The sequence below is a fragment of the Streptomyces glaucosporus genome (assembly GCF_039533345.1).
Classification (GTDB): domain Bacteria; phylum Actinomycetota; class Actinomycetes; order Streptomycetales; family Streptomycetaceae; genus Streptomyces; species Streptomyces glaucosporus.
On the sequence record NZ_BAAATJ010000036.1, the window covers coordinates 18,631 to 36,559 of the forward strand.

A 17,929-nucleotide genomic window follows, 5' to 3' on the forward strand; every position below is an offset into this window, starting at 1 on the left:
CCGGCCCGGGACACGGCCGCGGGGTCGGGTCAGCCGGTGGTGAAGGCGAAGTCGTCGACGTCGTAGAGCGCTCCGCCGCCGCTGCCCTTGAAGACCAGGTAGAGCGTGGTCGTCCCGGACGGCGGCCGCTTGATGGGCGTGGTGACGTCGGTGTAGGTCTCCCAGCCGCCCGTCGGCTCGACCTCGGCGGAGCCGATCAGCCTGCCGGTGGGGGATCCGGTGCGGATCTCCAGGGTGCCGCCGGAGCCGGCGGACGCCACCCGCGCGGTGAGGGACGTGGCGTTGCCGACGCGGTAGGGCTCGAAGGCGATCCAGTCTCCGTCGTGGATGTCCCCCACCGCCCGGCCGCCGTGCGCCGGGGCGTGTTCCACGACGTTCACACCGTGGGAGTCGCCGTAGTGCTCGGCCTGCCGGTGCCTGGGCTGGAGGACGTTCTGGTCGTGGGTGGTCAGCGCCGGCTGGCCGCCCGCCCCCAGGTCGGTGTACTCGGCGTCGAAGACCCCGAAGATGTTGGCGTTCGGGTCGTGCTCGCCGTCGGCGGTGGTCTTGATGGTGCCGGAGCAGCCGGTCGCGGAGGTGACGGGGTGTCCGTGGCTGTCGTGGCCGAGGATGTGGGTGACCTTGACCCGGGAGCAGTCGATCTTCTTGTCCTCGGGGTCGCTCACCCGGACCTTGAAGGGCACCTCGTCGCCGAAGGTGAACAGCTGCCCGTCACCGGGGAGTTCGAGGGTCACCTTGGGCGCCGTGTTGCCGACGGTGAGGTGGACGGAGGCCGAGCCGGTGCGGCCGGAGGGGTCCTTCACGGTCACGGTGGCGGTGTAGGTGCCGTTCTTCCGGTAGGTGTGGGTGGGGTTGGCCCGGGTGGAGGTCCCGCCGTCGCCGAAGTCCCAGGAGTAGGTGAGCGCGTCGCCGTCGGCGTCGGAGCTGCCGGCCGAGGAGAAGGAGACCTTCAGCGGCGCCCGGCCGGAGGTGCGGTCGGCCGTCGCCTGGGCGACGGGCGAGCGTCCGTCGGTGGCGTTCTCGATCCGGTAGAGGGCGGAGTTCTCGTCGCCGCCGAACCAGGCGGTGCCGTAGTCGAGGACGTACAGCGCGCCGTCCGGCCCGAAGGCCATGTCCATGATCTGCGTGCCGGACCAGGGGAAGGGGTTGATGGAGCGGACGGTGCCGTCCGCGTCGTGCTCGATGCGCTTGATCCAGCGCCGGCCGAACTCGCCCGCGAAGAAGTCGCCGTCGTAGCTCTCGGGGAACTTCACCGGGGAGTCGAGTTCGGGGTCGTGGCGGTAGACCGGTCCGGCCATCGGGGATTCGGAGCCGCTGCCGAACTCGGGGAGGGAGCCGCCGTCGTAGGGGATCCAGGCGGGCTGCGCCGGGGGGAGCTCGGTGAGGCCGGTGTTGTTCGGCGAGGTGTTCCTCGGTGCGGAGCAGTCGAACGGCTCCCCGGAGGTGCCGGTGGCGAAGTCGTGGTCGACGTACGGGTCGTTGTCGCCGGTGCAGTAGGGCCAGCCGAAGTTGCCCGGTCCGGTGACCCGGGCGAACTCGACCTGTCCGGCGGGGCCGCGTTCGGGGTCGGCGGCGCCCGCGTCGGGCCCGTAGTCGCCGACGTAGACGGTGCCGGTCGGCTTGTCGACGCTCATCCGGAAGGGGTTGCGGAAGCCCATGGCGTAGATCTCGGGGCGGGTCTTCCCGGTGCCGGGCGGGAAGAGGTTGCCCTCGGGGATCGTGTACGAGCCGTCGTCCGCGACCTTGATGCGCAGGATCTTGCCGCGCAGGTCGTTGGTGTTGCCGGAGGTCCGCTGGGCGTCGTAGGCGGGGTTGCGGTCGGCCCGCTCGTCGATGGGGGTGAAGCCGTCGGAGGCGAACGGGTTGGAGTCGTCGCCGGTGGACAGGTACAGGTTGCCCTCGGCGTCGAAGTCGATGTCGCCGCCGACGTGGCAGCAGATGCCGCGGGTGGCGGGTACGTCGAGGACCTTCTTCTCGCTGGCCGTGTCGAGGGTGCCGTCCTCCCTCAGCACGAAGCGGGAGAGGCGGTTGACGCCCTCGAAGGGGGCGAAGTCCTCGGCCGTCCCCTCGTTGGGGGCGTCGCCGGGCGGGGTGTCGAGCGGGGGCGCGTAGTAGAGGTAGATCGCCCGGTTCTCGGCGAAGTCCGGATCGACGCCGACGCCCTGGAGTCCTTCCTCGTCGTGGGTGTAGACGGGGATCTTCCCGGAGATCCGGGTCTCGCCGGCGGCGTCGGTGATCCTGAGCGTGCCGTCGCGCGAGGTGTGGAGCACGGACCGGTCGGGGAGGACGGCCAGCGACATGGGCTCGCCGGTCTCGGCGGCCCCCTGGGCGAGGGTGACCTGCTGGAATTCCTCGGCCGCGGCGTCGGCCCGGTCGGGCTGGGCGCCGGCGTGCGGGGCGGTGAGCGTGAGGGTCGCGCCGACGAGGAGTGCGCTGGTGAGGCCGGCGAGGGCTGTGCGGAGTCTGGACCGTTTCCTGTGCACGGATGTCCTCCGGGGGATGACGGTGTGTGACAGGCGCGCGCCGTCGCGCCGGGACCGGTCGGGGAGGGGGATACCGATGACCGGTACATATCAAAGGACCGTAACGGCCTTCGTCCGATCCGGAAACCCCTTTGACACCTGACAGGTCAGCTTTTTCCTTCAGTCGGACAAAGTGGCGGAGGGCAGGGGGAACCGCCCGGCGGCACGGCACGCCGCCGGGCTGGTCACCGGCCCTGCCCTCAGTCCCCGCCGCCTCCGAAGGCGGCGTCGAACGCGGCCGAGGGAGGCTCGAAGTCGTACGTCCTCAGCCGGGTCAGTGCCTCGGGCGCCCCTTGGACGCGGTCCATCCCCGCGTCCTCCCACTCCACCGAGACGGGTCCGTCGTAGCCGATCGAGCGGAGCATCCGGAAGACGTCCTCCCAGGCCACATCGCCGTGCCCGGCCGAGACGAAGTCCCAGCCGCGCCGCGGGTCGCCCCAGGGCAGGTGGGAGCCGAGGCGGCCGTTGCGGCCGTCCAGCCGGCGCCGGGCCTCCTTGCAGTCCACGTGGTAGATCCGGTCGCGGAAGTCGTACAGGAAACCCACCGGGTCCAGGTCCTGCCACACGAAGTGGCTGGGGTCGAAGTTCAGTCCGAAGGCGGGGCGCCGGCCGACGGCCTCCAGTGCCCGGTGGGTGGTCCAGTAGTCGTAGGCGATCTCGCCGGGGTGGACCTCGTGGGCGAAGCGGACGCCCTCGGCGTCGAAGACGTCCAGGATCGGGTTCCAGCGGTCGGCGAAGTCGGCGTAGCCGCGCTCGACCATGGCCTCCGGCACGGGCGGGAACATCGCGACCAGGTGCCAGATGGCCGAGCCGGTGAAGCCGACGACGGTGCGCACCCCGAAGGCGGCGGCGGCCCGGGCGGTGTCGGCCATCTCGGCGGCGGCCCGCCGGCGCACCCCCTCGGGTTCGCCGTCGCCCCAGATCCGGGCGGGCAGGATGGCCCGGTGCCGTTCGTCGATGATCGCGTCGCACACGGCCTGGCCGACGAGGTGGTTGGAGATCGTCCAGCACTTCAGGCCGTACTTCTCCAGCAGCGCGTGGCGCCCGTCGAGGTAGCCGGGCTCGTGCAGCGCCCGGTCCACCTCGAAGTGGTCGCCCCAGCAGGCGAGTTCGAGACCGTCGTAGCCGAAGTCGCGGGCCAGGCGGCAGACCTCCTCCAGCGGCAGGTCCGCCCACTGTCCGGTGAACAGGGTGAAGGGTCGGGGCACGGTGCCTCCTCGAAGTACGCGTCAGGCGGGGACGGGGCTCACCGGCGACGCCGGCGGCACCCGGGTGTAGGCGGAGTCGTTCGCGGCGCTCTCCTCGACCGCGGCCAGCACCCGCTGCACCTGGAGTCCTTCGTCGAAGGAGGGTTCGGGCCCCTCCCCGGCGGCGACGGCGAGCAGCAGGTCCCGTGCCTGGTGGACGAAGCTGTGCTCGTAGCCGAGGCCGTGGCCGGGCGGCCACCAGCCCTCCAGGTAGGGGTGGTCGGGCTCGGTGACCAGGATGCGGCGGTACCCGGCGGTGGACGGCGGCTCGGTGCCGTCGTAGAAGTGCAGCTCGTTGAGGCGTTCGAGGTCGAAGACGAGCGAGCCGCGCTCCCCATTGAGTTCGATGTGCAGCGCGTTCTTGCGGCCCGTCGCGAAGCGGGTGGCCTCGAATGAGGCGAGCGCCCCGGAGGCGAGCCGTCCGGTGACCAGCGCGGCGTCGTCCACGGTGACCTCGCCGCGCTCGGCGCCTCCGGTGGCCGACAGTCCCGCGACGGCCCCCTCGGGCAGCGGCCGCTCCCGTACGAAGGTCTCGGTCAGCGCGGAGACCCCGGCCAGCGGCTCACCGGCCAGGTACTGGGCGATGTCGATGGCGTGGGAGCCGATGTCGCCCAGCGCGCCGGAGCCGGCCTGTTCCCGGCGCAGCCGCCAGGTCAGCGGGAAGCCGGGGTCGGTGAGCCAGTCCTGCAGATAGGCGACCCGCGCGTGCCGCAGGTCCCCGATCCGGCCGGTCTCCACCATGCGGCGGGCCAGCACCAGGGCCGGCAGGCGCCGGTAGTTGAAGCCGACCATGGCCACCTGGCCGCGCGCCCGGGCGGCCCGCGCGGCCTCGGCCATGGCCTCGGCCTCCTCCACCGTGTTGGCCAGCGGCTTCTCGCACAGGACGTGCTTGCCCGCCTCCAGGGCCGCGACGGCGATCTCGGCGTGGCTGCTGCCGGGGGTGCAGATGTCGACGAGCTGGACGTCGTCGCGGGCGACCAGCGCGCGCCAGTCGGTCTCGGCGGCGGCCCAGCCGAGCCTGTCCGCCGCGGCGCGCACCGCGTCCGGGTCCCGGCCGCAGACGGCGGACATCACCGGCGTCAGCGGCAGGTCGAAGACGTGGGCGACGGTGCGCCAGGCCTGGGAGTGGGCGGCGCCCATGAAGGCGTAGCCCACCATGCCCACCCCGAGGGTGGGCCGCTTGCTCTCGTTGTCGGAAGCGTCCATGGGGTCTCCAAATCGTCTCCGCGCCGTCGGGTCCGCGCCGGGAGGGCCCCGGCCGCGGGGGTCGCGGTGCGGATCACCGGAAGCCGGTCGGCAGGTACTGGTCGACGTTGTCCTTGGTGACGACGGCGGAGTAGAGGGTGAGTGAGGCCGGGATCTCGAACTCGGCCAGTCCGCCGATCCCCTTTCCCTGGCCGAGGGCGCGGGCGAGGTCGATGGCGGAGGCGGCCATGGTGGGCGGGTAGAGCACGGTGGCCTTCAGCACGGTGTCGTCCGCCTTGATGGCGTCCATGGCGTGCCGGGAGCCCGCGCCGCCGACCATGAAGAACTCGTCGCGCCCGGCCTGTTCGATGGCGCGCTCGGCCCCCACGCCCTGGTCGTCGTCGTGGTTCCACAGTGCGTCGAACTCGGGTACGGCGCGCAGCAGCTGGGCCATCTTGGCCTGGCCGGACTCGACGGTGAAGTCGGCGGCCTGGCGGGCGACCTTCTCGATGTTGGGGTAGTTCTTCAGCGCGTCGTCGAAGCCCTGGGTCCGCTGCCGGGTCAGCTCCAGGTTGTCCATGCCGGCCAGTTCGACGACCTTGGCGTTCTTCTTGTCCTTCAGCCGTTCGCCGATGTAGCGCCCGGCGTTGAGGCCCATGCCGTAGTTGTCGCCGCCGACCCAGCAGCGGTACGCCTGCGGGGAGGCGAAGATCCGGTCGAGGTTGACCACGGGGATGCCCGCGCGCATGGCCTTGAGCCCGGCCTGGGTGAGGGCCTTGCCGTCGGCGGGGAGGACGACCAGGACGTCGACCTTCTTGTTGATGAGGGTCTCGATCTGGCCGATCTGCTGGGCGGTGTCGTTGGAGCCCTCGGTGATCTCCAGGGTGACGTCGGAGTACTTCTCCGCGCGGCTGGTGGCCATCTCGTTGATGGCGTTGAGCCAGCCGTGGTCGGCCTGCGGCCCGGCGAAGCCGATGGTGACCGGCTTGCCCGGCTTGTCCTCGGCGACGTCGGCCTGACGGGCGTCGGTGTCCTTGTCGTTGTTCTCGTTGCTGGTGCAGCCGGTGAGGAGGGTGCCGGCGGAGACCGCGGCGGTGCCGAGGAGCAGCCCTCTGCGGCTGGGGAGGGAGGGTGTGGGCATGACAGGACCCTTCGTTCGACGTGCGGGGTGCGAGGTGGTGTCCGACGGGGTCGCGGAGGGCGCGGGCCGGGCCCGGCTACGCGGTACCGGAGCGCGCGGTGCGGTGCTGGACCAGAACGGCGGCGACGATGATCGCGCCCTTGGCGATCTGCTGGACGTCGCTCTGGAGGTTGTTGAGCGCGAACAGGTTGGTGATGGTGGTGAAGACCAGGACGCCCAGGACGGAACCGGTGATGGTGCCCCGGCCGCCGCTGAGAAGGGTGCCGCCGATGATCGCGGCGGCGATGGCGTCGAGTTCGTAGAGGTTGCCGTTGGTGTTCTGGCCGGAACCGGTGAGGACGATCAGCATGAAGGCGGCGATGCCGCAGCACAGCCCGGACAGCAGGTACAGCAGCAGTCGCTGCCGCTTGACGTCGATGCCGGCCAGCCGGGCGGCCTCGGCGTTCCCGCCGACGGCCACGGTGCGGCGGCCGAAGGTGGTGCGGCCCAGCAGCAGCCAGCCGGCCAGGGTGACGGCCGCGAAGACCAGCACCAGCGGGGGCACGCCCAGCACATAGGCGTCGCGCATGCCCAGTTCCAGCACGGCGTCGACCTCGATGACCTGGGTCTTGCCGTCGCTGATCTGCAGGGCCAGGCCGCGGGCGGAGGCGAGCATGGCCAGGGTGGCGATGAAGGGGACCATCGGCCCGTAGGCGATGAGCAGGCCGTTGACCAGTCCGCAGCCGAGTCCCACCAGCAGCGCGCACAGCAGCATGCCGCCCGGTCCGAACTCCTGGGTGGCGACCGTGGTGGCCCACACCGAGGCCAGCGCGACGATCGCGCCGACGGACAGGTCGATGCCGCCTCCGATGATCACGAAGGTGACGCCGACGGTGACGACGCCGATGACGGACGCCTGGGTGAGGATGAGCTGGAGGTTGCCCGCGCTCAGGAACTGCTCGGGCGCGGTGACGGCCCCGACGGCCACCAGCACGGCCAGGACGCCGAGCAGGGACAGGTGGTGCAGGTCCACGGGCACGGTCCTGCTCCCCCTCCCGCGGGGCGGGGACGCGGGGGCGTTCTTCTCCTCGGCGGGCTTCCCGGTGGGCGCGGCGCTCAGCACGGCGTGCTCCCTTCCATGACGAGGTCGAGGACCCGGTGCTCGTCGAGCTCCCGGGCGGGGGCGGTGTGGACGACGCGGCCCTCGCGCAGCACCAGCACCCGGTCCGCCAGGCCGAGGACCTCGGGCACCTCGCTGGAGACCAGCAGCACGGCCCGGCCCGCGTCGGCCAGCCGGCGGATCAGCGCGTACAGCTCCGCGCGGGCGCCGACGTCGACGCCGCGGGTGGGTTCGTCCAGCAGCAGGACCCGGCAGTCGCGCAGCAGCCAGCGCGCCAGGACGGCCTTCTGCTGGTTGCCGCCGGAGAGGGTGCGCACCGGGCGGTCGGGGTCGTCGGGGCGCATCGACAGCTCGCGGACGGCCGCGTGGGCGGTGGCGCGCTCGCGCGAGCGGTCCAGCCAGCCGCCGCGGGAGAAGCGGGAGAGCGTGGACAGCGTCACGTTGCGGGTGATGGATTCGAGCATCAGCAGGGCCTGGGCCTTGCGTTCCTCGGGGGCGAGCCCGAGTCCGGCGCGCACCGCGGCGGTGACGCTGCCGGGGCGCAGGGGCCGGCCGTCGACCAGGACCCGGCCCGCGCTGGGGCGGCGGGCGCCGTAGATCGTCTCCAGGATCTCCGAGCGACCGGAGCCGACCAGTCCGGCCAGCCCCACGATCTCGCCGGGGCGCACCTGGAGGTCCAGCGGCGCGAACTCTCCCTGGCGGGCGAGCCCCTCGACCCGCAGCACGGGTTCGGCGTCCGGCGGGCGGACCGGACGGTCGGGGAAGGCGTACTCCACGTCGCGGCCGGTCATCAGGGCGACGACGTCGCGTGTGGGGGTGGTGCGGGCGGGCAGTCCGCGGGCGGCGGTGCGGCCGTCCTTCAGCACGGTGACGCGGTCGCCGATGCGGCGGATCTCCTCCAGCCGGTGGGAGATGTAGAGGACGGCCACGCCCTCGGCGGTGAGGGAGGCGACGATCCGGAAGAGGTTGTCGACCTCGTCGGGGCCGAGCGCGGCGGACGGCTCGTCCATGACGATCAGGCGTGCCCGGTGGGACAGGGCGCGGGCCATGGAGACGACCTGCTGCCCGGCGGCCGGCAGGGAGCCGACGGGGGCGTCCGGGTCGATCTCGGCGTGGCCGAGCCGGGCCAGGAGGGCGGCGGTGCGGGCGCGGGCCTCGCGGGCCCGCACGAAGCCGCCGGTGGCGACCTCGTGTCCGAGGAAGACGTTCTCGGCCACCGACAGGTGTTCCACCAGGTCCAGTTCCTGGTAGATGGTGGCGATGCCCAGGCGCACGGCGGCGGTGGGCGACTTCGGCCGGACCGTCTCCCCCAGCCAGGTGATCTCGCCTCCGTCGGGCTGGTGGGCCCCGGCGATCACCTTGATCAGGGTGGACTTCCCGGCGCCGTTCTGGCCCAGCAGGCAGTGCACCTCTCCGGGCGCGATGTCGAGGTCGACGCCGTCGAGGGCGCGGACGCCGGGGAAGGACTTGGTGACGCCGGACAGGACGAGGAGGGGGGCGGGGGCCGGCTGGTCGTGCTCTGGTGCCATGGCGGACTCCTGGAGGCACCCCATGCCGTTCGGGCCATGGGGAGGGTGCGGCCGGTGGGCAGGGCGGAGCAGGGCAGAGCTGTTCAGGGCAGGTCAGGGCTGTTCAGGACTGTTCAGAACAGGTCAGGACTCGGTGCGGGTCGTGGAGGTGGTGCGGCCCGTACCGTGCGTGGTGCGGGGCGCGGACGTGCGTCCGGTGGCGCGGCACGGGGGCGCCGCGGTGGTGCGGCTCGATGCGGTCGTGGTGCGGTCGTGGCGCGGTGCGGATGGTGCCGTGTCCGGCCGTCAGGCCGGGGAGAACAGGTGGTCGCTGATGAGCCGGGCCGCGCCGATGACTCCGGCGACGGGTCCCAGCTCGCCGAGCACGATGGGGAGGTTTCCGGTGGCCAGGGGCAGGGACTGGCGGTAGACCTGGGTGCGGATACTGGCGAGCAGGGTGTGGCCGAGGCCGGTGACACCGCCGCCGATCACCACCAGGCCGGGGTTGAAGAAGCTGACCAGGCCGGCGATGACCTGGCCCATGCGGTTGCCGCCGACGCGGATGAGGTCGAGGGACGCGGTGTCCCCCGCCGACGCGGCGGCCGCCACGTCGGCGGCCGTCAGCCGTCCGGCGGTCTCCAGCCGGGAGGCGAGTTCGGGCGACCGGCCGTCCCGGGCGGCCTCCTCGGCGTCGCGGGCGAGTGCCGCGCCGCCGAAGTACGCCTCCAGGCAGCCGCGGTTGCCGCAGGCGCACTGGCGGCCCTGCGAACCGTGTTCCACCTGGATGTGCCCGATGTCGCCGGCGCTGCCCGTCGCGCCGCGGTAGACCTCGCCCCCCGCGACGATGCCGCAGCCGACGCCGGTGCCGATCTTGACGCAGAGGAAGTCCTGCACGGACCGGGCCACGCCCGCGTGCTGCTCCCCCAGCGCCATGAGGTTCACGTCGTTGTCGACCATGACCGGGCAGCCCAGTTCCTGGCTGAGCGCCTCGCGGACGGGGAAGCCGTCCCAGCCGGGCATGATCGGCGGTGCCACGGGGACGCCCTCGGGGAAGCGGACCGGTCCCGGTACGCCGATGCCGGCGCCGTCGAAGCCCTCGGCCACTCCCGTGGCGCGGAGCTTGGCCGCCATGGAGAGGACCTGTTCGAAGACGGCGACCGGCCCTTCCCGCACGTCCATGGGCTGGTTGAGGTGGCCGAGGATCTCCAGCTCGGCATTGGTGACGGCCACGTCGACCGAGGTGGCGCCGATGTCGATGCCGAGGAAGCGCAGCCCCGGCGCGAGCCGGATGTTGTGGGACCGGCGTCCGCCGCGCGAGGCGGCGAGTCCGTCGGCCACCACGAGGCCGGTCTCCAGCAGGCGGTCTATCTCCACCGCCAGCTTGGAGCGGGAGAGGTCGACCAGGTCGCCCAGCTGGGCGCGGGAGTTGGGGCCCCCGTCGCGCAGCAGGCGGAGGAGCCGGGCCTGGTGCGCGTTCGCGGGTCGAGCCGTCATCCGTCTCACGCCGCCCTCCTCCCCGTCCTCACGCGTGGGAATGCCAGTCTGTTCGGTCCCGGCGAACTCCCGTGGTCCCGCCGGACTTTCACGGGGAACATAGCAGCGGCTGTCGGGGCTGGGAAGAAGTTGCGCAGGGAATGGCGCTCACTTTTTCCGGACTCAGGACAAAGGCGGGTCCCACGGCCCCCGGAACCGGCACGCCTGGCTCCGGGGCGGCTACCGTAGGGCCGTGATCGATGCCGACGACGTCCGCCGTATCGCGCTGTCCCTTCCCGAGACCGTCGAGAAGGAGGCGTGGAGCATGCCCACTTTCCGGGTGGCCGGGAAGATGTACCTCACCGTTCCGGACGACGAGACCTCCATCGCCGTGCGCTGCCCCCGGCACGAGCGGGAGGAGCTGATCGCGGCCGAGCCGGAGAAGTTCTGGGTGCCCCCGCACGAGGCCTCCTCGGCCTGGGTGCGGGTGAGGCTGGCGGCCCTGGAGGACCTGGCCGAGCTGCGCGACATCGTCGTCGACTCCTGGCGGCAGGCCGCGCCCGACCGCCTGGCCGAGGCGTTCCCCGGACTGGTGCCGGGCGCGGGGGCCGGAAGCCCGCGGTGAGCCCCGAGCGCGGGTGCGGCCCGGACACCGCGGTGTCCGGGCCGCACCCGCGCTCGGCCGGCGGGCGTTCCCGCGGGGCGCGTCAGGAGTGCGAGGTCGTCCGCGGGGGGTGCTGCGCGGCTCCGGCGGAACCGGGGGGAACGGCGACCGTCTCCGCCACGGCCGCGCTGTCCGAGGCGGGCGGATCCCCGAGCAGCTTCTCCTCCACGGCGATCCGCTCGGCGTCCGAGGGGTCGGTGCGGAGGGAGTCGATCAGGGCGTCGCGTTCCGCGCTGCCCTCGGGCCGCACCAGCCCGACCACGAGGTACAGCACCAGCGAGGTGAGCACCGGCACGCCGACGTTCACGGTCTGGGAGGCGTCCTCCACGCCCCAGTAGAGGTACGCCCACACCGCGAGCCCGCCCGCCCAGGAGACGAGCGCCGCCAGCGGCCCGTGGCGCCGGAACCAGGGCAGCATGCCGAGCATCAGCGGGATGGAGATCGGGCCCATGGTGGCGGCGACGATGCTCACCACGACCGTCATGATGAAGCCGTCCGGGTCGGCGAAGAGCGCGAAGGCCATGCTGAACAGGACGAAGGCGACCGTGGTGATCCGCGCGAACATCAGCTGGCCGGCCTGTGTCAGGCGCCGTACGCGCGGGACGAGCACCGGGGCGAGGTCGCGGGTGATGACGGCGGTGATGACGTTGGAGTCGGAGGCGACCATGGCCATGGTGTGCGAGAAGAACCCGGCCAGGAGCAGTCCGATGAGACCGGCGGGCAGCAGTTCCTGGGCGAGTCTGATGTAGGACTCCTCGCCGTTCTCGATGCCGGGGACGACCAGGGGGGCGGCGATCATCGGCACGAACAGGATGAACGGCCAGACGATCCACAGGAAGCTGGAGAGCAGCGCGGACTTCCTCGCCCTGGAGCCGGAGGGCGCGGCCATGTAGCGCTGGGCCAGGTTCCACATGCCGCCGTTGTACTCGAAGGTCTTCACCAGCAGGAAGGCCATGATCAGTCCGCTGGTGACGGGGCCGGCGACCGGGTCGCCGTGGCCGTCCGGCAGGTCGTCCCACATCGTCCAGAGCGTGGCCGCGCCGTCGAGGTGCGCGAAGAGCGCGAAGATCATCGCGAATCCGGCGACGCCCTGGATGACGAACTGCCCGAAGTCGGTGAGGACATCGGCCCACAGGCCGCCGAAGGCCATGTAGAACATGGTGCAGATGCCGGTCAGGGTGATGCCCCAGCCCAGTGGGATGCCGGCGAATCCCTTGAGCAGCAGGGCGATGGCGACCCATTTGGAGGCGATGTCGACGACCTTCAGGGCGGCGCCGCTGTAGGCGAGGACCTGCTGGGTGGGGAGGTTGTAGCGGATGGCGAGGTAGGCGAGCGGCGAGTTGACGCCGTGTTTGGCGCGCAGGCGGTTCCACCGCGCGGCGAACAGGAAGGCGCCGATCCCGATGCCGACCCCGATGGTGAGCGGCCACCAGAAGTAGACGGTGACGCCGTGGTCGTACGCGACGGCCGCGAACGTCACGAACATGATCGCGCTGTAGCCGGACATGTGGTGCGAGATTCCGGAGAGCCACCACGGTATGCGGCCACGGGCCGTGAAGAAGTCGGCGACGGTGTGGATGCGTTTCCTCGACCAGAGCCCGATGCCTAACATCACGAGGAAGTAGGCGCCCAGCACGATCCAGTCCAATGTGGCCATGACGGCTCCTCAAGTTCATAGATGTGAACTGGCGTCAACTCTATGAATGCGTGGGCGTCACAGTAGGAGCGCCGTCATGGGGCGTCAATACGTATGAAACGCCGGATGAGCACGGCGGGAAAGATTCCTTGCGCAGAAGGCAGTGTTCAAATTCATGAACGCCATGAACACTGCCTTCCGCCACCGGAATCACCGGGGCCCTAGGCCGGCCGGCACCGCCCGAGGAGCGCGGCGGCCCCGCCTCACACGGCGCTCCCCGCCTTCCGCGCACCGGCCGTCTCCGCCAGCAGCGCGTACCCGCGCTCGACCAGGGCCTCCAGCTCGCCGAGGTGCTCGGCGGCCGGCTCGCTCAGCGGGGGCCGCACCCCGCCCACCTCCAGGCCGCGCGCCCGCACCCCGGCCTTGACGAGCGAGACGGCGTAGCCGCGCCCCTTGTTCCGCAGCTCCACCAGGGGACGGTAGAACCCGTCGAGGAGACGGTGCACCGTCGCGTCGTCGCCGTCGGCGAGGGCCCGGTGGAAGGCCATGGCGATCTCCGGGACGAAGCAGAAGGCCGCGGAGGAGTAGAGCGTGACCCCGATGCCCCGGTAGGCGGGAACGGTGAGTTCGGCGGTGGGGAGTCCGTTGAAGTACAGGAACTCCCCGTCGGGCTCCGCAGTGCGCACGGCGCTGACGATCCGCTGCATCAGGTCGAGGTCCCCCACGCCGTCCTTCAGGCCGACGATCCTGGGATGCCGGGCGAGACGGGCCACGGTCTCCGGGGCGAGGACGGCGTTGTCGCGCTGGTAGACGATGACGTCCAGCCCGGCGGCGTCGGCGAGGGCGGTGTAGTGGGCACACAGTCCCGCCTGGTCGGGCACGACCAGGTAGGGGGGCATGGCGAGCAGCCCGTCGGCACCCGCCTCCCGCGCCGCGCGGGCGTACTGGACGGCGAGGGCGGTGCCGTAGCCGGCGCCCGCGATCACCGGCACCCGCCCGGCGGCCTCCGCCACCGCGGCGGAGACGCAGACGCGGAACTCCTCGAGCGTCAGGGCGTGGAACTCACCGGTGCCGCAGCACGCGAAGACCGCGGCGGCGCCGGCGTCGATACCGCGCCGCACATGGGCGCGGAACACCTCGGTGTCGAGGGCTCCGTCCGGCCCGTACGCGGTGACGGGGAAGAAGAGCAGGCCATCGAGGCGCTGGGCGAGGGGGGCTGAGGTCACGGCACTCCCTGGGCGTGAGGCACGGCAGATGACGTGCATATTGATGACCACTGTTTACATTTATGAACATGGCCACGGTAGGCGCAGTACCCCGGGGCGGTCAAGGCACCGTTCGCCCAACTCCCTCTTCAACAGCCACGACAGAAGAGCGGAAGGCCCTCGCCCCTACACTTGACGGTAGCCCGAGTACTCCTTAGCGTGCTCAAGGATGTGAATATCGTCCACGCATGCGGAACTCTGGGTGTGTGCCGACCGTGTGCGTCACCCCTCTTCCGCACCGAGGAGAACGTCCCATGCCCTCTCCCCGCACCGTCCTGCTCACCGGCGCCGCGGGCGGCCTCGGCACCCTGATGCGGGAGCTGCTGCCCTCCTACGGCTACACCCTCAGACTCCTCGACGTCGCCCCCGTCGAACCCCTGCCCGGCAGGGACGGGCAGGAGCCCGCCGAGGAGACGATCATCGCCGACCTGGCGGACCGCTCGGCGCTGCGCGAAGCCGTCCGGGGCGTGGACGCCGTCGTCCACCTGGCCGGCATATCCCTCGAAGCCTCCTTCGAGAAGATCCTGCGGGCCAACATCGAGGGCACCTACAACCTCTACGAGGCCGTCCGCGAGGAGGGCGTCCGGCGCGTCGTCTTCGCCTCCAGCAACCACGCCATCGGCTACACCCCCCGCCCCCGCGACGGGGACCCGCTGATCCCCGTCGACACCCCGCACCGCCCCGACACCTTCTACGGCCTGTCCAAGTCCTTCGGCGAGGACCTGGCCCAGCTCTACTGGGACCGGCACGGCATCGAGACCGTCTCCGTCCGCATCGGCTCCTGCTTCCCCGAGCCGACGACGGTGCGGATGCTCTCGGTCTGGATGAGCCCGGCCGACGGCGCGCGCCTCTTCCACGCCGCGCTGACCGCCGAGGGCGTCGGCCACACCGTCGTCTACGGCTCCTCCGCCAACACCCGGCTGTGGTGGGACCTCTCCTCGGCACGGGCGCTGGGCTACGAGCCGCAGGACGACTCCGAGCCGTACGCGGAGAAGCTCATCGCCGAGCAGGGCGAACTCGACCCGGACAACCCCGACCACGCCTGCGTGGGAGGGCACTTCACCACCAACCCGCCGATCTGGCCGCACTGAGACGCGCGGGGCCGGTGTCGGGGCCGGCCCCGCGGACACCGCGGCGCGGCCGGCCGGACGGGGCGCACCGCGCTCCCCGTCCGGCCGCGCGTCAGGAGACCGCCGCGGGACCCGCCGCCAGAGCCGTGGGGCACACCACGGGTGTGCCGTGGACGGGGTCGGTGAGGATGGTGCTCTCCACCCCGTACAGCGTGCGCACCAGGCCGGGGGTCATGATCTCCGCGGGGGCGCCCTGCGCCACGATCCGTCCGTCCAGCAGCGCCAGCATGTGGTCGGCGTACCGGCAGGCCGTGGTCAGATCGTGCAGGACGAGCACCACCGTGCGCCCCCGGGCCGCGAGGCCGCGGATCATCTCCAGGACCTCCAGCTGGTGGCCGATGTCGAGGGCGGAGGTCGGTTCGTCCAGCATCAGGATCTCGGTGTCCTGCGCCACCGCCATCGCGATCCAGGCGCGCTGCCGCTGGCCGCCGGAGAGCGTCTCCAGCCGCCGGTCCGCCAGCTCCCTCAGATCGGCCGCGTCCAGGGCCGCCTCCACCGCCTCGGCGTCGGCCTTCGACCACTGGCGCAGCAGCCCCTGGTGGGGCTGGCGGCCGTAGCGCACCAGGTCACGCACCGTGAGGCCGTCCGGCGCGGTGGCCGACTGCGGCAGCAGGCCGACCGTGCGGGCCACCTCCCGCGTGGAGACCGAGGCGAGTTCCCGGCCGTCCAGCAGCACCGCGCCCCCGCGCGGTACGAGGAGCCGTGCGAGTCCGCTGAGCAGCGTCGACTTGCCGCAGCCGTTGGGGCCGACGATCGCGGTGACCCGGTGCGGCGGCAGCTCGACGTCCAGCTCCCGCACGATCGGGGTGCGTCCGTGGGCGAGGGTGAGCGATCTGGTCTCCAGCCGGCGGGCCCCGGACGCGGGATCCACGGGGTTCACGGACTTCACGGCGTTCACGGGGTTCACGGGGTTCTCCTCGTGCCGGTGGTGAGCAGCAGCCACAGCAGGTACGGGCCTCCGACGACGGCGGTGACCAGCCCCACGGGGATCTCCAGGGGCGCCATCGCGGTCCTGCCGACCAGGTCGGCCAGCAGTGTGAAGACGGCTCCGGCGAGCGCGGACGTCACCACGGGGACGGGCCCCGGCCCGGTCAGGCGGCGGGCGGCCTCGGGCGCGGCCAGGGCGATCATGCCCAGGGGACCGGCGACGGCCACGGCCAGTCCGGCGCAGACGACGGAGGTGAGCAGCACCGCCACGCGCAGGGGCCGCACCCGTACGCCCAGGCCGGTGGCGACGGCGTCGGAGAAGCGGAGCACGTTCAGCCGCCGTCCCAGGACCACCGCGAGCGGCAGACAGACGAGCAGCCCCGCCTCCAGTGCCGTGACCGCCGTCTCCGAGCGGCTGTTGAGGGTGCCGACGGTCCAGGCGAACGCGGCGTTCGCCGCGTCCACCTCGGCCCGGGACAGGATCAGGTTCGTCACGGCGCCGAAGACCGCGCCGACCCCCAGCCCCACGACGAGGAACCGGTAGCCGCGCTGCCCGGCCCCTCCGCTGAGGGCGAGGGTGAGGGCGGCGGCCGTGGCAGCGCCGGCCAGGGCCGTCGCCGAGGGCAGCAGGCTGGTGGGGACGGCGACGATGCCGGCGACGGCGAACGCGGTCGCGCCGTTGTTCAGCCCCACGGTGTCCGGGGTGGCCAGCCGGTTCCCGGAGAGGGTCTGCATCAGGCAGCCGGCCGCCCCCAGCGCCGCGCCGACCGCGATGCCGGCCTCGACCCGGGGCATGCGCAGCTCCTTCACGACCAGCAGGTCGCGCGGGCTGCCGGTGCCCGGCACCGCCGCGCGCAGGGCGTCCACCGGGGCCACCGCGATGTCGCCGACGGACAGTCCCACGGCGCCCACCGCGGCCAGGAGCAGCGCGAGCCCGGCGGCGGCGAGCAGCGGTCTGAGGGGCACCAGGACGGAGAGGCCGCCCGCGGCCAGCCGGAACGTGCCGGGCGGCGCGGCGGGCACGGACGGGACGACCGGCTCGCGGGGCGGGCGCGGGCGCGGGACGGACGCCCCGGCGGGCGTCGCTGCGGGGGTCTTCGGCGGCGTCTTCACAGCGCGGGCAACCTCGACGAGCGGACGACGGCGACCAGGACCGGTGCGCCGAACAGTGCGGTCATCACGCCCAGCGGCATCTCGTACGGGCGGACGACCAGCCGTGAGACGACGTCGGCGAGCAGGACCACGGCCGGCCCCAGCAGCACCGACACGGCCAGCAGCCGCTTCAGGTCCGGGCCGACCAGCGCCCGGGCGGCGAAGGGCACCACCAGGCCGACGAAGGCGATCGGCCCGGCGACCGCCGTGGCCCCGCCGACCAGCAGGGCGACGGCCGTGACGGCCGCCGCCCTCACCCGGCGCGGGCGGTGGCCGAGGCCGGTGGCCACGTCGTCCCCGAGGCTGAGCGCGGACAGGGCGGGGCTCGCCGCGACCGCCACGACCAGGCCGGTCAGCAGGACGGGGAGCACGGCGAGGAGGTCGTCGGTGCCGCGTCCGACGACCGAGCCCACGGTCCAGAACCGTATTTCGTCGGCGGCGCGCTGGTTGACCAGGAGGAGCACGGAGGAGGCCGCGCCCATCAGTCCGCTGAACGCCGCGCCGGCCAGCACCAGCCGGACCGGGTCGTCGCCCGCGCCCCGCAGCCGGGCGGCGCCCAGGGCGAGCAGGCAGCCGGCCGCGGCCCCCAGCACCGCGACGTACGGGCCCACCGTGGTGGCGCTCGCCCCGAGCACGATCGCGAGGACGACGGCGAAGGACGCTCCGGCGCTCACCCCGAGCAGCCCGGGTTCGGCCAGCGGGTTGCGGGCGGTGGCCTGGAGGACGGCTCCGGCGACACCGAGCGCGGCGCCGACCGCGACCGCCACGGCGGTGCGCGGCAGCCGCAGCTCCAGCACGGTGAAGCGGGCGTCCGCGTCGCCGTCGCCCAGGAGCGCGGCGGCGGCCCGGGCGGGCCCGACGTCGCCGGCGCCGACGAGCAGGCCGGCCGCGACGGCGGCCAGCAGCACACCGGTCGCCGGCAGCAGGCCGCGCAGCAGAATCTTACGGAGCGTCACACGACACCTTCTTGATGGGCAATA

General features: G+C 72.7%; 14 protein-coding genes. 2 read left to right on the forward strand and 12 right to left on the reverse strand.

Going from position 1 to position 17,929, the window contains the following annotated elements:
- Positions 1 to 29: 29 nt before the first annotated feature.
- The 7 genes from ABD358_RS26325 to ABD358_RS26355 all read right to left on the reverse strand — a co-directional run bounded on the left by ABD358_RS26325 (position 30) and on the right by ABD358_RS26355 (position 10,196).
- Positions 30 to 2,483: a PQQ-dependent sugar dehydrogenase gene (locus ABD358_RS26325; protein WP_344633646.1), complete on the reverse strand. Its 2,454-nt coding sequence runs from the start codon at positions 2,481 to 2,483 to the stop codon at positions 30 to 32.
- Between the two features lie 239 nt (positions 2,484 to 2,722).
- Complete coding sequence (locus tag ABD358_RS26330) at positions 2,723 to 3,730, reverse strand: sugar phosphate isomerase/epimerase family protein (protein ID WP_344633647.1); 1,008 nt, start codon at positions 3,728 to 3,730, stop codon at positions 2,723 to 2,725.
- A 21-nt stretch (positions 3,731 to 3,751) separates the two neighbouring features.
- A complete protein-coding gene (locus tag ABD358_RS26335) occupies positions 3,752 to 4,975 on the reverse strand; it encodes a Gfo/Idh/MocA family protein (protein WP_344633648.1) in 1,224 nt (407 codons plus the stop codon).
- Between the two features lie 73 nt (positions 4,976 to 5,048).
- Positions 5,049 to 6,095, reverse strand: coding sequence for a substrate-binding domain-containing protein (locus ABD358_RS26340; protein WP_344633649.1), 1,047 nt, complete (start codon positions 6,093 to 6,095; stop codon positions 5,049 to 5,051).
- Between the two features lie 76 nt (positions 6,096 to 6,171).
- Positions 6,172 to 7,113 (reverse strand): ABC transporter permease, encoded by a 942-nt coding sequence (locus ABD358_RS26345; protein ID WP_344633685.1) that lies wholly within the window; start codon positions 7,111 to 7,113, stop codon positions 6,172 to 6,174.
- A 77-nt stretch (positions 7,114 to 7,190) separates the two neighbouring features.
- On the reverse strand, positions 7,191 to 8,723 hold the full coding sequence (locus ABD358_RS26350) for a sugar ABC transporter ATP-binding protein (protein ID WP_344633650.1): 1,533 nt from the start codon (positions 8,721 to 8,723) through the stop codon (positions 7,191 to 7,193).
- 285 nt (positions 8,724 to 9,008) lie between these two features.
- Entirely contained in the window at positions 9,009 to 10,196 is a 1,188-nt protein-coding gene (locus ABD358_RS26355; protein WP_344633686.1) for an ROK family transcriptional regulator, read from the reverse strand.
- Positions 10,197 to 10,428: 232 nt separating this feature from the next.
- Between ABD358_RS26355 and ABD358_RS26360 the strand changes: the two genes are divergently transcribed.
- Positions 10,429 to 10,800 (forward strand): MmcQ/YjbR family DNA-binding protein, encoded by a 372-nt coding sequence (locus ABD358_RS26360; RefSeq protein WP_344633651.1) that lies wholly within the window; start codon positions 10,429 to 10,431, stop codon positions 10,798 to 10,800.
- Between the two features lie 82 nt (positions 10,801 to 10,882).
- On the opposite strand, the gene ABD358_RS26365 is transcribed toward ABD358_RS26360, so the two are convergent.
- Together ABD358_RS26365 and ABD358_RS26370 are read right to left on the reverse strand one after the other, a co-directional pair.
- Positions 10,883 to 12,496, reverse strand: coding sequence for a sodium:solute symporter family protein (locus tag ABD358_RS26365; RefSeq protein ID WP_344633652.1), 1,614 nt, complete (start codon positions 12,494 to 12,496; stop codon positions 10,883 to 10,885).
- 242 nt (positions 12,497 to 12,738) lie between these two features.
- Positions 12,739 to 13,701 (reverse strand): 5-dehydro-4-deoxyglucarate dehydratase, encoded by a 963-nt coding sequence (locus ABD358_RS26370; RefSeq protein ID WP_344633653.1) that lies wholly within the window; start codon positions 13,699 to 13,701, stop codon positions 12,739 to 12,741.
- Positions 13,702 to 13,994: 293 nt separating this feature from the next.
- On the opposite strand from ABD358_RS26370, the gene ABD358_RS26375 reads away from it, so the two are divergent.
- Positions 13,995 to 14,831, forward strand: a complete 837-nt coding sequence (locus ABD358_RS26375; protein ID WP_344633654.1) for an NAD-dependent epimerase/dehydratase family protein — start codon at positions 13,995 to 13,997, stop codon at positions 14,829 to 14,831.
- Positions 14,832 to 14,922: 91 nt separating this feature from the next.
- On the opposite strand, the gene ABD358_RS26380 is transcribed toward ABD358_RS26375, so the two are convergent.
- From ABD358_RS26380 to ABD358_RS26390, 3 genes are read right to left on the reverse strand one after another with little or no spacing between them, the layout of a single operon-like run.
- Positions 14,923 to 15,777 (reverse strand): ABC transporter ATP-binding protein, encoded by an 855-nt coding sequence (locus tag ABD358_RS26380; RefSeq protein ID WP_344633655.1) that lies wholly within the window; start codon positions 15,775 to 15,777, stop codon positions 14,923 to 14,925.
- Complete coding sequence (locus tag ABD358_RS26385) at positions 15,774 to 16,910, reverse strand: FecCD family ABC transporter permease (RefSeq protein WP_344633656.1); 1,137 nt, start codon at positions 16,908 to 16,910, stop codon at positions 15,774 to 15,776. Before ABD358_RS26385 ends, ABD358_RS26380 begins: the two co-directional genes overlap by 4 nt.
- Positions 16,907 to 17,905: a FecCD family ABC transporter permease gene (locus tag ABD358_RS26390; protein ID WP_344633657.1), complete on the reverse strand. Its 999-nt coding sequence runs from the start codon at positions 17,903 to 17,905 to the stop codon at positions 16,907 to 16,909. The genes ABD358_RS26385 and ABD358_RS26390 overlap by 4 nt, the downstream gene beginning before the upstream one ends.
- Between the last annotated feature and the right edge of the window lie 24 nt (positions 17,906 to 17,929).

What these genes read in the sequence shown, in the direction of transcription:
- ABD358_RS26355 (WP_344633686.1), bottom strand. Translation starts at nt 10,196, where the DNA reads ATGACGGCTCGACCCGCGAACGCGCACCAGGCCCGGCTCCTCCGCCTG.
- ABD358_RS26350 (WP_344633650.1), bottom strand. Translation starts at nt 8,723, where the DNA reads ATGGCACCAGAGCACGACCAGCCGGCCCCCGCCCCCCTCCTCGTCCTG.
- ABD358_RS26375 (WP_344633654.1), top strand. Translation starts at nt 13,995, where the DNA reads ATGCCCTCTCCCCGCACCGTCCTGCTCACCGGCGCCGCGGGCGGCCTC.
- ABD358_RS26340 (WP_344633649.1), bottom strand. Translation starts at nt 6,095, where the DNA reads ATGCCCACACCCTCCCTCCCCAGCCGCAGAGGGCTGCTCCTCGGCACC.
- ABD358_RS26335 (WP_344633648.1), bottom strand. Translation starts at nt 4,975, where the DNA reads ATGGACGCTTCCGACAACGAGAGCAAGCGGCCCACCCTCGGGGTGGGC.
- ABD358_RS26365 (WP_344633652.1), bottom strand. Translation starts at nt 12,496, where the DNA reads ATGGCCACATTGGACTGGATCGTGCTGGGCGCCTACTTCCTCGTGATG.